At 37.7% G+C, this 14,135-nt stretch carries 12 protein-coding genes; 7 read left to right on the top strand and 5 right to left on the bottom strand.

Annotated elements, in window-relative coordinates:
- The first annotated feature begins 21 nt into the window (after positions 1–21).
- From bamA to lpxA, 5 genes are read left to right on the top strand one after another with little or no spacing between them, the layout of a single operon-like run.
- The gene (bamA, locus tag ACF8D3_RS05770; protein WP_392470658.1) at positions 22–2,529 is read left to right on the top strand and encodes an outer membrane protein assembly factor BamA; all 2,508 of its coding nucleotides are present in this window, start codon (positions 22–24) and stop codon (positions 2,527–2,529) included.
- Positions 2,530–2,570: 41 nt separating this feature from the next.
- Complete coding sequence (locus ACF8D3_RS05765; RefSeq protein ID WP_019384384.1) at positions 2,571–3,059, top strand: OmpH family outer membrane protein; 489 nt, start codon at positions 2,571–2,573, stop codon at positions 3,057–3,059.
- Positions 3,060–3,062: 3 nt separating this feature from the next.
- On the top strand, positions 3,063–4,133 hold the full coding sequence (gene lpxD / locus ACF8D3_RS05760; RefSeq protein ID WP_392470657.1) for a UDP-3-O-(3-hydroxymyristoyl)glucosamine N-acyltransferase: 1,071 nt from the start codon (positions 3,063–3,065) through the stop codon (positions 4,131–4,133).
- Between the two features lie 6 nt (positions 4,134–4,139).
- Positions 4,140–4,625 (top strand): 3-hydroxyacyl-ACP dehydratase FabZ, encoded by a 486-nt coding sequence (gene fabZ, locus ACF8D3_RS05755; protein WP_004879353.1) that lies wholly within the window; start codon positions 4,140–4,142, stop codon positions 4,623–4,625.
- A complete protein-coding gene (gene lpxA, locus ACF8D3_RS05750; RefSeq protein WP_023013510.1) occupies positions 4,622–5,410 on the top strand; it encodes an acyl-ACP--UDP-N-acetylglucosamine O-acyltransferase in 789 nt (262 codons plus the stop codon). Before fabZ ends, lpxA begins: the two co-directional genes overlap by 4 nt.
- Positions 5,411–5,453: 43 nt before the next feature.
- On the opposite strand, the gene ACF8D3_RS05745 is transcribed toward lpxA, so the two are convergent.
- Positions 5,454–6,386, bottom strand: coding sequence for an AraC family transcriptional regulator (locus tag ACF8D3_RS05745; RefSeq protein ID WP_392470656.1), 933 nt, complete (start codon positions 6,384–6,386; stop codon positions 5,454–5,456).
- A 189-nt stretch (positions 6,387–6,575) separates the two neighbouring features.
- Here ACF8D3_RS05745 and ACF8D3_RS05740 point away from each other — a divergent pair, with 189 nt between their 5' ends.
- Complete coding sequence (locus tag ACF8D3_RS05740) at positions 6,576–7,820, top strand: alkane 1-monooxygenase (RefSeq protein WP_392470654.1); 1,245 nt, start codon at positions 6,576–6,578, stop codon at positions 7,818–7,820.
- Positions 7,821–7,981: 161 nt separating this feature from the next.
- Positions 7,982–9,334: a glutathione-disulfide reductase gene (gene gorA / locus ACF8D3_RS05735; RefSeq protein WP_392470653.1), complete on the top strand. Its 1,353-nt coding sequence runs from the start codon at positions 7,982–7,984 to the stop codon at positions 9,332–9,334.
- A gap of 59 nt (positions 9,335–9,393) precedes the next feature.
- Here the strand turns inward: gorA and ACF8D3_RS05730 are convergent, their stop codons facing one another.
- The 4 genes from ACF8D3_RS05730 to ACF8D3_RS05715 form a co-directional block, all read right to left on the bottom strand.
- Complete coding sequence (locus ACF8D3_RS05730) at positions 9,394–10,593, bottom strand: acyl-CoA dehydrogenase family protein (protein WP_392470651.1); 1,200 nt, start codon at positions 10,591–10,593, stop codon at positions 9,394–9,396.
- A 22-nt stretch (positions 10,594–10,615) separates the two neighbouring features.
- Positions 10,616–11,902: an acyl-CoA dehydrogenase family protein gene (locus tag ACF8D3_RS05725; RefSeq protein WP_392470809.1), complete on the bottom strand. Its 1,287-nt coding sequence runs from the start codon at positions 11,900–11,902 to the stop codon at positions 10,616–10,618.
- 235 nt (positions 11,903–12,137) lie between these two features.
- Complete coding sequence (locus ACF8D3_RS05720; protein WP_004879365.1) at positions 12,138–13,511, bottom strand: AarF/ABC1/UbiB kinase family protein; 1,374 nt, start codon at positions 13,509–13,511, stop codon at positions 12,138–12,140.
- Between the two features lie 193 nt (positions 13,512–13,704).
- Positions 13,705–14,010, bottom strand: a complete 306-nt coding sequence (locus ACF8D3_RS05715; RefSeq protein ID WP_004879367.1) for a hypothetical protein — start codon at positions 14,008–14,010, stop codon at positions 13,705–13,707.
- Positions 14,011–14,135: the final 125 nt, after the last annotated feature.

The raw sequence follows: 14,135 nt of genomic DNA, 5'->3' as shown, positions 1-14,135 counted from the left end.
ATTTAACTTACTGGAAAATATATGGGCATGCGTCACACACATTTATTAATGCCTTTAGCACTTGTTAGTGCGATGGCAGCGGTACAACAAGTATACGCAGCAGATGAGTTTCTTGCACGAGATATACGAATTGATGGCCTTGTACGTTTAACACCTGCAAGCATCTATTCAATGTTACCAATAAATAGTGGCGATAGAGTAAGTGATCCTATGATCGCTGAAGCAATTCGCACTTTGTATGCTTCAGGTCTATTTGATGACATCAAAGCTTTTAAAGAGAATGATGTCTTAGTCTTCAAAGTAGTTGAACGCCCAATCATTTCAAAGCTTGAATTCAAAGGCAATAAACTCATTCCAAAGGAAGCTTTGGAACAAGGCTTAAAGAAAATGGGTATTGCTGAGGGTGAGGTTTTCAAAAAATCCGCATTACAGATTATTGAAACTGAACTTGAGCAACAGTATACACAGCAAGGTCGTTACGATGCTGACGTAACAGTAGAAACAATAGCTCGCCCAAATAACCGCGTGGAGTTAAAACTAAACTTCAATGAAGGTACGCCTGCGAAAGTGTTTGATATCAATATCATTGGTAATACTGTATTTAGCGATGCTGATATTAAACAAGCTTTTGCTGTGAAAGAAAGCGGCTGGGCATCGATTGTTACGCGTAATGACCGATATGCTCGTGAAAAAATGGCTGCAAGTTTAGAGGCATTGCGTGCACTATATTTAAATAAAGGCTACATTAATTTTAATATCATCAATTCACAACTGAATATTAGTGAAGATAAAAAACATATCTTTATTGAAGTTTCTGTTGATGAAGGTAGTCAGTTCAAGTTTGGTGAAACGAAGTTTTTAGGTGATGCACTTTATAAGCCAGAAGAATTACAAGCACTTAAGCTTTATAAAGATGGTGAGACCTATTCGCAAGAAAAAGTGAATGCTGTTAAGCAACTTTTACTACGTAAATACGGAAATGCTGGTTACTACTATGCAGAGGTAAATGTAGTTCCTCAGATTAATAATCAAACAGGAATTGTTGATCTTAATTACTATATTAACCCAGGTCAGCAAGTCACAGTTCGTCGTATTAACTTTACAGGTAATAATAAAACTGCTGATGAAGTTTTACGACGTGAAATGCGTCAGATGGAAGGGGCGCTAGCGAGTAACGAGAAAATTGATCTTTCTAAAGTTCGTTTAGAGCGTACAGGTTTCTTTAAAACTGTTGATGTAAAACCCGTTCGTGTACCGAACTCTCCAGACCAAGTTGATTTAAATGTTGATGTTGAAGAGCAGCACTCTGGTACAACAACCCTTGCTGTAGGTTACTCTCAAAATGGTGGTATCACATTCCAAGCAGGTTTGAGTCAAACAAACTTTATGGGTACTGGTAATCGAGTAGCAGTTGATTTATCTCGTTCAGAAACACAAGATTACTATAATCTTAGCGTAACAGATCCATACTTCACAATTGATGGCGTGAGCCGTGGTTATAACCTTTATTACCGTAAGACCAAACTAAATGAAGACTACAACGTTAACAATTATGTGACGGATAGTTTAGGTGGTAGCCTAAGTTTTGGTTATCCAATTGATGAAAATCAAAGTTTAAGTGCTTCTGTTGGTATTGATAAAACTAAAGTAAGAACAGGTCCGAGTGTTTCGACTTATATTCGTGACTATCTATTAGCAAATGGTGGAAAAGCAACAGGAAGTAGTTCTTACTGTCCTTTAGATGCCAATGGTAATTCTCAACTCGATGATGAGTTGAACTGTAAAGTACCAGAGAAAACATACGAAAATGCATTTGAAGGTGATTTCTTAACTTATACATTGAATCTTGGTTGGTCTTACAATACTTTGAATCGTCCAATTTTCCCAACTTCGGGTATGTCTCATCGCGTTGGTTTAGAAGTTGGTTTACCTGGTAGTGATGTTGATTACCAAAAATTGACTTATGATGCGCAGGCCTTTAAGTCATTGCCTAAAGGATTTGTATTACGTGGCTATGGTAAGTTAGGTTTCGGTAATGATCTACCATTCTACAAAAACTTCTATGCAGGTGGTTATGGTTCTGTGCGTGGCTATGATAACAGTTCATTAGGTCCGAAATATCCAAGTGTGATTTTCCAAAAAACGGATCAAAATGATCCATCGCCAGAAGAAGTAGGTGGTAATGCACTGGTTCAGTTCGGTACTGAACTAGCACTACCTTTACCATTTAAAGGGGATTGGACTCGCCAAGTTCGACCTGTTCTATTCGCAGAAGGTGCTCAAGTTTTTGATACTAAATGTGACGTAGCGGGCGGTACTATGAAAATGAATGGCAGTGATATAGATATTAAGCAATACTGTGACGATAACTACAAGTTTGATTTGGGTAATATGCGTTATAGCGTTGGTGTTGGTTTTACATGGATTACGATGATCGGACCATTATCACTGAGTTATGCATATCCGCTTAACGATAAGAAAGGTGATGATACTAAGTCTATCCAATTCGAAATTGGTCGTACTTTCTAAGTACGACTCTAGGTTTTCAAAATATATAAAAGGATGAAACAATGAAAACATTAACAATGCTTATGATTGGCTTAGGTCTAACGGTTTCAGCAGTGGCAAATGCTGGTGGTATTGCTGTTGTCGATCTCGCTAAAGTTGTAGAAAGTAGTACTTATCTTAAGCAACAAAACGCAAGTTTAGGCCAAACAGTAAAACCAACTTCAACGAAGTTAGAGCAGTTGGGCAAAGAAATTGAAGGCTTGCAACAGAAAGCTCAATCAGCTAATCAAGCTGATTTGCAAAAACTTTCTGCGCAATACCAAGCTAAAGTAAATGAATTTAATTCTACTCAGCAGGGTTTACAGACAAAAGTACAGTCTAGTTTACAGGCGATGAACACAACTTTTGAGAATCGTGTAAAGCAAGCAGCAGAACAATTACGTAAAGAAAATAATTTAGATTTTATTTTGAATAAAAATTCTACGATTGCATCTGACGCTCAGTATGATTTAACTGATAAAATGATTCAAAAGGTTAATGCAATGAAATAATCAATGAATAGACGTAGTTATCGTTTAGAAGAAATCGCTCACCTTGTAAAAGGTGAGTATTTCGGTGAAAAAGATTTTCAAATTTTTAATTTAGCAAGTCTAGAAAAAGCTCACAATCATCATATTTGCTTTGTAAATGGTGAAAAATACTTAGCGCAAGCTGAAGCAAGTCAAGCTGGTGTTTACATCGTTACTGAATCATTAAAACAATTATTAGGCAGTAAGAAAAACTTTATTGTTGTTAATAATCCTTATCTGGCGTTTGCCACATTAACCCATGTATTCGACAAAAAAATATCTCAACGAGGTATTGAAAGTACTGCAAAGATACACCCTTCTGCGATTATTGCCCACGATGCATATATTGGACATCATGTTGTTATTGGTGAAAATTGTGTTGTTGGTAATAATACAATTATTCAAGCAAACGTCTTTCTTGATGACAACGTTGAAGTGGGCAAAGATGGTTTTATTGATGCAAATGTGTCGATTACAGGTGAAGCCAAGCTGAAGGATCGTGTTCGTATACATACAAATACTTCAATTGGTTCAGAAGGTTTTGGATTTGCTCCGTATCAAGGTAAATGGCATCGAATAGCGCAACTTGGCTCAGTTTTAATTGGTAATGATGTCAGAATTGGTTCAAATTGTTGTATTGATCGTGGTGCATTGGACGATACTATTCTTGAAGATGGCGTAATTATTGATAACCTTGTGCAAATCGCGCATAACGTTCAAATTGGTCAAAATACTGCGATTGCCGCTAACTGTGCTATCGCTGGAAGTGTTCGTATTGGCAAAAAATGTATTATTGGAGGCGGTAGTGCAGTTGCAGGGCATTTAAATATCGCGGATAATGTCACGCTTACTGGAATGTCAATGGTCACAAAAAATATTTCTGAGGCTGGAACTTATTCTTCAGGAATTGGACTCTTTGAAAATAGTCATTGGAAAAGGACGGTTGTACGCTTGAGACAATTAGCAGATGTGCCATTGACCCAACTCACGAAAAGGCTTGATCATATGCAAGCTCAATTAGAGTCCCTTGAATCAACCCTTAAGTTACGTAAATAATTTATTATGACTGAGTCAACATTTCCAGCATTCACGATGCCTGAATTACCAATGGATATCCAAACTATCCGTGAATATTTACCTCATCGCTATCCTTTCTTGTTAGTTGATAGAGTGACAGAAGTAACTGAAAATAGCATTGTCGGTTATAAAAACGTATCTATTAATGAAGAGTTTCTACAGGGGCATTTTCCAACTTATCCGATTATGCCTGGTGTATTGATTATTGAAGCTTTGGCTCAGGTTTCTGGTATTTTAGGTTTTGTATTAACAAATCAGAAGCCAAAAGCTGGTTCATTGTTCTTGTTTGCTGGCGCAGAAAAAATAAGATTTAAGAAACAGGTTGTTGCTGGTGACCAGCTTATCTTAAAATCTGAGCTTGTTATGCAAAAACGTGGCATTTACAAGTACAATTGTACTGCTAGTGTTGACGGCAAAATTGCAGCAGCAGCTGAGATTATTATTTCCCATCAGAAAATTGAGCAGACATGAGTAGTCAAAATTTAGTTCATCCTACAGCAATTATTGACGCATCTGCAGAAATCGCATCTGATGTACAAATTGGGCCATATTGTATTATTGGACCAAATGTAAGTATTGATGCAGGAACAAAATTACGTTCGCATGTTGTAGTTGGTGGCTTTACGAAAATTGGAAAAAATAATGATATTTTCCAATTTTCGAGTATTGGGGAAATTTGCCAAGATTTAAAATATCAAGGTGAAGAGACGTGGTTAGAAATAGGGGATAATAACTCTATTCGTGAACATTGTACTTTGCATAGAGGTACAGTTCAGGATCATGGTATTACAAAGATTGGTAGCCATAATTTATTGATGGTGAATACCCATATTGCACATGATTGTAACATTGGTGACCACAATATTTTTGCAAACAATGTTGGTGTAGCTGGACATGTAAATGTTGGTGATCATGTGATTGTTGGCGGTAATGCTGGTATTCACCAATTCTGCCGTATTGACTCTTACAGTATGATTGGTGGTGCGGCTTTAATCCTTAAAGATGTTCCTGCCTATGTGATGGCATCAGGTAATCCAGCACGTGCTTTTGGCATGAATATAGAGGGCATGCGTCGTAAAGGATGGTCTCGAAATACCATTCAAGGTCTTAGAGAAGCTTATAAGTTGATCTATAAGTCTGGCCTTACAACAGAGCAAGCAATCGAGAAAATACGGAATGAAATTTTAGAAAGCACGCCTGAAGCTCAGCTGTTTATCGATTCTCTAGAAAAGTCTACACGCGGCATCGTACGCTAAGATTTTCTAAAATAAAAAAAGACACATCAGTGTCTTTTTTTATTTATGTTTCATTTTGAATATATTGCTGCCGATATTGTTTAGGTGAAATTTCAAAAGTGCGTTTAAATGCTTGGCTAAAAGCAGTTTCAGAAGAGTATCCAACCTTATTTGCAATTTGCTGAATAGAATAATTACTTTTGCGTAGATATTGGCTCGCTAAACGCATTCGATGTTGTTGTAAATATGCTAGTGGTGATTCCCCAATGACTTCATGGAATAAACTTGCAAACTTAGAACGAGACATACAGCATTGTTCAGCCAAAGTTTCTACTGTCCAAGCATCTTCAGGATGATTATGGATAGCGGCTAAACTATTGCTGAGTTCGGGATGATTGAATGCACTCAGCCATCCTGATTGATCAGAAATTTGTTGAATATGATCTCGAATACACTTAATTAATAAGATATTTACGAGATGGTCAATAATAATATCTCGGCCTGCTTGAATATTTTGTGTTTCAAGGGCAAGAAAGTGCAGACCAATTTGTAACCATTCAGGAGTACTTGTGTCTCCATGTTGTAGGTGTATTAAAGTCGGAAGCGCTTGAATAAAAGGGCGTGCCATGAGTGTATCAATTTGACAGCGCACTGTTAATATTAAATTTTTCTCGGATGATTCAGTACCAAACTCGATGGCATCTTCTTTGTGACCATCAAAAAATTTAGATATGTCTAAGGCATTAACGAGTTTGGTAATGGCATTGTCAGCCCCAGTATGTGCTTTACCAGAAGGGATAACTACGATTTCACCCGCATTGGCTGTCAGACTATTTTGTCCATCAACCTGTATAAATACCGACCCCACTAAAACAATATGAACAATTAAAGCGGTTTGATCTTGGCAGATAAAACTCCATTCTCCTTGTGTTTTCAAGTAGATATATTCACTGTGGTTTAAATGAATATCGGCAAATATTTTACTTAAAGCATCCATATGATTTTTTATCGGTGTGTTCATTTAAATTATAGAGAGCTAATGTAATAACTCAATATGTGTTTTAAGGACAAAAACAGGGTGGATGATGCCAAAGACTTTCACATAGGTTTTTTGGACGCTTGCAACTGTAATGCATCTCATAATTCCTGAAAATATACATATATATACAAAGACATGGAAAAGATGATGAATGCGCCAGTAAATGTTGAGCAAGAACTTACGCCAGTAAGCATTCCAAAATCAAAAACTGAATTGGATCGTAAACGTTATTTATGGGCAATTAGCCCAGCTTTGCCTGTAATCGGTATCGGTATTTTAGCAGGCTATCAATTTGCACCACGTCCTTTGAAAAAAATCTTTGCGTTAGGTGGTCCAATTGTTTTGCATATTGTTATTCCAACAATCGATACGATTATTGGTAAAGATGCAAATAATCCAACGGATGAAGACATTAAATTACTTGAAAAAGATCCTTATTACTCTCGTTTAGTAAAAAGCTTTATTCCATTGCAATATGCCGCAAATTTTTATGCATGCTATTTAACAAGTCGTAAAGAAACATCGTTTTTAGATAAGATTTTACTTGGTATTTCGATGGGTGCGATCAACGGTATTGCAATTAATACTGCGCATGAGCTGAGTCATAAGCATGATCGTATTGACCATATTTTATCGCATTTAGCACTTGTACCAACGGGCTATAACCATTTCCGTGTAGAACATCCTTATGGTCACCATAAACGTGCTGCAACACCAGAAGATCCAGCATCTTCACAAATGGGTGAAACATTCTATGAGTTTTGGCCTCGTACAGTAATTGGCTCATTCAAATCAGCTGTAGAAATTGAAACCACACGTTTAAAACGTAAAGGTAAAGAATTCTGGTCTACAGACAATGAGTTGTTGCAAGGTTGGGGTATGAGTGCTGCATTTCATGCTTCTATGGTTGGTATCTTTGGTAAAGGTGTAATTCCATATTTAGCAACACAAGCATTCTATGGAATTAGTTTATTTGAAATTATTAACTATATTGAACACTATGGTTTGAAGCGTCAAAAAGATGAAAATGGTAAATACCAACGTACTATGCCTGAACATAGCTGGAACAATAATAATATTGTGACTAACTTGTTCTTATATCAGCTACAACGTCACTCTGATCATCATGCTTATCCGACACGTCCATTCCAAGCATTACGTCACTTTGATGAAGCTCCTGAATTACCAAGTGGCTATGCAAGTATGTTATTGCCTGCATTGATTCCACCTTTATGGTCAAAAATGATGGATAAGCGTGTATTTGATCATTACAAAGGTGATTTAAATAAAGCGAATATTTATCCTAAGCGTCGTGCAAAAATCTTTAAAAAGTTTGGTGTGGTTGATCAATCTTTAGAGCAAACTCAAGCAGAAGTCGTCGCTGCTGAGTAATTTAAAGACATGATCAAATGAAAGCACTGCTTAGAAATGAGCAGTGCTTTTTTCTTGTATTAAATAAATTAAAAATCATCGGTTTCTATATCTTGTTGTTGTATATCTATAGTTTTGATCTAACAAGAATTTTGCAGATTTAGATAATTCATGAGGCGATGATGACAAAACATTATGATTATATTGCGATAGGTGGCGGTAGTGGCGGCATAGCATCTGTAAATCGTGCAGCCATGTATGGAAAAAAATGTGCCTTAATCGAAAAGGGAGAAATCGGAGGTACATGTGTAAATGTAGGATGTGTACCTAAAAAAGTGATGTGGTATGCCGCGCATATAGCAGAGAGCATTCAAAAATATGCGTCTGATTATGGATTCAACGTACAAGTTGAATCTTTTAACTGGCAGACACTGGTCAAAAATCGCCAAGCTTATATTGATCGAATTCATCAATCTTATCAAAATAGCCTAAGTAACAATAAAGTCGATGTGGTTCAAGGGCCAGCAATTTTCATTGATGAAAATACAATTGAAGTAAATGGTGAGCGCCTAACTGCCGACCATATTTTAATTGCAACGGGTACGCAACCCTCATTACCTGATATAGATGGTGTTGAGTATGGTATTGATTCAAATGGTTTCTTTGAGTTATCAGCTTTACCTCAAACAGTCGCAGTCATTGGCTCTGGCTATATTGCTGTTGAGCTTGCTGGTGTGCTGAATACTTTGGGGTCACAGGTTGGCTTATTTATTCGAAAGGATTTACCTGTACGACGATTTGATCCATTTCTGAGTGAAACTTTGGTCGACGTTATGCAAACCGATGGCATTACGTTACATACTCAATCAACCCCCAAAAAAGTGACAAAAAATGCCGATGGTAAAGTGACTTTGCATTTAGAAAATGGTGAAGAACATATTGTTGATTGTCTCATTTGGGCAACAGGCAGAGAACCTAATACAGCAAACTTAAATTTGGATAAAGCAAATGTCCAATTAGATGAGCGAGGTTATATCGCTGTCGATCAATTTCAAAATACCTCACAGGAGGGAATTTATGCAGTCGGTGACATTACTGGAAAGATGGAATTGACGCCTGTCGCTGTAGCAGCTGGTCGACGCTTATCTGAAAGATTATTTAATGCTAAGCCAAATGAATATTTGGATTATGAGAATATCCCAACAGTTGTGTTTAGCCATCCGCCTATTGGCACAGTTGGAATAACTGAACAAGAAGCAATTGAAAAATATGGCCAGCAAGCGGTGAAAATCTATAATTCTTCATTTACAGCAATGTACAGTGCGATTACTCAACATCGGCAGCCGACTAAAATGAAATTGGTATGTGTTGGTGATGAAGAAAAAATTGTGGGTATTCATGGGATAGGATTTGGTATGGATGAAATCCTTCAAGGCTTTGCAGTCGCATTGAAAATGGGTGCGATAAAACGCGATTTTGATAATACTGTCGCTATTCATCCAACTTCAGCCGAAGAGTTTGTCACGATGCGATAGTGTTAAATTAACGATACTATTAAAAAAGGACGCCACTATAGACGTCCTTTTTATTTAAATTACTTCAATTCACTAGATGATTTACCCAACTCGCGACGAGCAATAATTAATTGTTGAATTTGCTGTGTACCTTCAAAAATATCGAGAATTTTTGAATCACGTGCCCATTTTTCTAACAATTCATCTTCGCCATAACCAACACTAGCAGCAAGCTCGACGCATTTTAAAGTGATGTCATTGCCAACACGTCCAGCTTTTGCTTTTGCAATAGAAGCTTCTTTAGAGTTTGGCTTTTTATTGTCTGCCATCCATGTTGCTTTGATCATCAAGAGGCGAGCAGCTTCCCATTCAGCTTCCATTCGATAGATTTGTGCGGCGAGATTGGAGGTTTGTAAATAAGGGGTTTTATAGTCAGCATCAAGTTGGTCTTTAAAGATTTCTTTGATACGTTCCAAAGATGCTTTTGCACAACCAATCGCCATAGCAGCAACCAGTGGACGGGTGTTGTCAAAAGTTTCCATGACACCAGCGAAACCTTTAGCCACGTCAATCTCAGGATTACCTAATAAATTAGCAGCAGGTACTCGGCAATCAATAAAACTAATCACAGCAGTATCAGAAGCTTTGATCCCGAGTTTATGTTCAAGACGCTCAACTTTCATACCAGCCGTACCTTTAGGTACAACGAATGACTTAATTGCAGCACGACCAAGCTTTTTATCGAGTGTTGCCCAAACGACGACTGAATCAGCACGTTCACCAGAGGTAACGAAGATTTTTTCACCATTAAGGATATAATCATCACCATCTTGCGTTGCTGTTGTGCGAATAGCAGCTGAATCAGAACCACATCCCGGCTCTGTAATTGCCATCGCTGCCCAAGTTCCTTTGAAACGCTCGAGTTGTTCATCGTTGGCAACGGCTGCAATTGCCGAATTTCCTAGACCTTGACGTGGCATGCTAAGCAATAGACCTGTATCGCCATAGCACATTTCAATAATACCAAGCGCTGTTGACATATTATTGCCATTCTTATTTCTAGTCTCGGTTTCACCGCGTTTCCCGACGGCTGCGCCCGCATTAATACCTTCGCCGCCCTCATTCATACCATCAATTAAAGAGGCAAGCATGTCTAATTCTTTAGGATAGGCATGTTCAGCTTTATCGTATTTACGGGAAATAGGACGTAACACATTCAGCGCAACTTCATGTGCTTGATCGACCATCATTTTGAATTTTTTAGGACTTTGTAAGTTCATGTTGTGATCCTCTGATAGTCAATTAAGCATGTAAGCCAGAATGTAAGATAGCGGTTGCACGTAGATCACGATACCAGCGCTCTACAGGATGCTCTTTGGTAAAACCATGACCACCTAGGATTTGCACACCATCTGTACCCATTTTCATAGATTTTTCAGCACAAAGTAGACGAGCCAAATACGCTTCACGATGGAATGGTTTTCCAGCTTCTGCCAAACTTGCGGCATTGAGAACCAACATACGCATCGCATCAATTTCAATTGCCATGTCCGCGATCATGAAAGCCACACTTTGACGATGAGAAATAGGCTCACCAAAAGCAGTTCGCTCATTTGCATATTTGATACAGTAAGCTTTGATCGCTTCACATGTACCAACGGCCATTGCGCACCACATTAAATTGCCAAGATCGACAAATGCCGTGTAATCAAAATCTGTATCACCCAAACGTAATGCAGGGGTTTGATTGAATTGAAGTGTTGCTGTTTCTGTTGCTTTCAAACCCATTGCTGGATTTGCTTTGATTGAAATGGTTTCATTGCATTGCACAACAAAAAGATCAGGTTTACCGTTTAACTCAGCACTGACTAAGAAAACATCGGCTGTATCACCCAATATCACAAGGGTCTTTTCACCATTAATGAAAAACTGACCATTTTGTTCGGTTGCAGTAGTTTTAAGCTGGAATGGATTGAACGCTGGTGTTGCTTCTTGAAATGCAAATGTTGCAGTGATATCTGTATCTTCAGCAAAACAAGGCAGATACATAGATTGAACTTGGGTTGAACCCCAACGCGTAATCGCATTAATAACGCTAAATGTACTGAGCAAACCAGCTGTTAAGCTGAAATCACCTTTTGCTAGGCTTTCAGCAATCAAGATATTGCTGACAATATTTTGTTCTGCTGCAACGCCACCTAAAGCTTCTGGTAAAGCGTAATAATTGAGTCCAAGATCAACTAAATGCTGCCAAAGTTCTTCAGGAAATTGCGCATTATGATCTGCATCATGTGCGAGGGTATAGAGCACTTCTTCAGCGAACTGTGACATTGCATCACACGTCATTTGCTGTTCTTCTGTTAAGCCAAGGTCAAATAGGTTTTTATTGACTTGATTCGGGAGGCGTTGCTTATCAATCGGTTGTGGCTTAAATGCTTTCTGAGTTTTAGTGAGTACCTTAAAACCTGTTTTTGAACCCTGATATAATGATTTTTCAACAAATTTTCTTAATTTGAGTTGATCAAGAACTTCGCTTCCTGCGATTTTGGTAATTAAAGATAGTCCGAAGCCTTGAGCTTTATTCATCATATTCGACATGACTTTATCCTAGAGGATGGTTGTAAAATTATGCTGACATGCTCTCAGTAAAAAAACTATGTCTTCTTTGACGTGCTGTTTTGAGAATGATAAAGGGTGATTTATGGATAGGTTGTTTTATAAGTATATATTTTTAAAAGATTTAAAAAAAATATGAAAAAATTGAACTCAAAAAAATTGACCAAACTGACAAATCAGATTGGTCAAAATGACTTTCTAGCGAAAATTATGCAAATTGACGAATCATTTTGCGAACATTAGTCTTTGCTTCAATGACAGTCATGAAGGTATAAGCACCAATAAATTTACGGCTAATAAACATAAATTCTTTAGGTGGAACTGAGAAATAGCGCGAAGCCATAGACTGCGCAGCTTGTTGCATCACTCTGCTATGTAATTGGCTTTTTTTCCAATCATAACGATCTTGTTCATCCATTACACCAGCTGGCATATCAGGATTATTGCTCGGGCAACTAAACGCTTCTGTCGCGATTAGAAAAACATCAGCCATCCCAGGTTTGATACTTTCTGGCATTCCGTCAAAGAATTCATAACCCGTCATTGCTTTAACCATCGCCGTTTTATCGTGGTCATATCCTGCATGAATCAGATTTCGAGCAACCGTAAGTAAATTGTCGTCGAATTGACGAATTGCACCAAAATCGAGGAGAACGATTTGATCTTTTAGATCATCACCATTGCCAAGACGAACAAGATAGTTTCCGAAATTCGGGTCAGTTTGCATTTCACCCCATTCAAATAACTCTCGAACCGCAATTTCAAGCGAAGCTTCACCCAGTTGATTACGGCGTTCTTGGGGCAATGAAAGCATGACAGGGCTATTAATCGGCACACCACGCTCAAAAGTCATACATAGAACTTTTTCAGCACAGAATTCATCAACAATTTGAGGCACGATATAGCGTGGATCATCATTCAAGCGTTCAGCAAAACGGCGTGTTGTCGCTGCTTCAATATCGTAGTTGACTTCACGATGCATCATTTCACGGACTTCATCAAACCACTGATCAAATTCACGAGTTTGCGGCACCATACGGGTAAGCTTCAGCATGTTCTTGAATAGATTCATATCTGAGTCAATCGCTTCTGCGACACCCGGATATTGAATTTTTAAAACAAGCTCTAATCCATCTGATTTACGCGTTGCTCGGTGTACTTGCGCGAGGGAAGCAGTACCAATCGGCTCATGATCGATCGTTAAATCATCTAATTTAGAACCGAGTTGTTCCTGTAAATGACTTTTAATCGCAGGCCAAGCAAGGGCAACAGTTTGATTATTTAATGTATTGAGTGCTTGAGTAATTTCTTCAGGTAAGAAATGCTCACCATATAAAGCCATCATTTGTCCAATCTTTACGATTGAACCTTTTAATTTCCCAATTTCAGAAACTAAATAATGTGCTTGTTCAGCCATAGCTTTTTTACGTTTCTTCTCTTTTTCTTCTTCACTAGAGAAAAGGGAAGTAGCACTTGCAGTTGCCCAGCGTGTTCCAGCAAGTAAAGAGGCTTTAGCGATAGATAAGCGACGATCCACAGACGAGGTTTTTAGGTTCTTAAGCTTATCGTTCTGATCTGACATGAAAGAAAAATCCTATGCTGAAATCGGATGGTTGAAAGCCGAGAGATAAAGTGTAGAGGATATTACAGCTTTTGAACGTATTAAAATAGTTCAATCTCTTGAATTATCAGTCTAAATTTGTGAAATAGATCAATAATCTAAAATAGCCTAAGTAGATTTTTCATCCTAAATCTAGCTTAACTATACAGATGTCCTATATTTTAAACTGAATTTTCAGTACTGATTTACGCATTAATGCAGCGCGGTTGCTGTGAATATGTTTAATCAACATACGTTTCACATGACTGTGATGAAAGCCTAAGGCATGAGCTTTGACGATAATAATACTGGGTAATGTGAAGAAAAAATACTTCGTGTCATCTAAAGTCGCATTTTCAAAGATACCTTCCTCAATCAAAGTATTCCTTAGAAATTGTTTTTCAGCGTGAACGGTAGAAGATGATTCATCATTCCAATAACTTTCTCGCATTGCCATTAAATTATTATGCTTGTAACTCATTAACTGATAGAGCCTATTCGTTTCACTATTAGAAAATATATGAGGTTCAAGATCGAGATATCAAGAATAGATTTATATCTAAAATAGCCTAAGCAAATTTAAGATTTTTTATAAATAATGCTACA

It is taken from the genome of Acinetobacter sp. YQ_14 (assembly GCF_043102985.1).
Taxonomy (GTDB): domain Bacteria; phylum Pseudomonadota; class Gammaproteobacteria; order Pseudomonadales; family Moraxellaceae; genus Acinetobacter; species Acinetobacter venetianus.
Note: the sequence above shows the minus strand (reverse complement) of the source record. Positions and strands in the feature narration are given on the sequence as shown.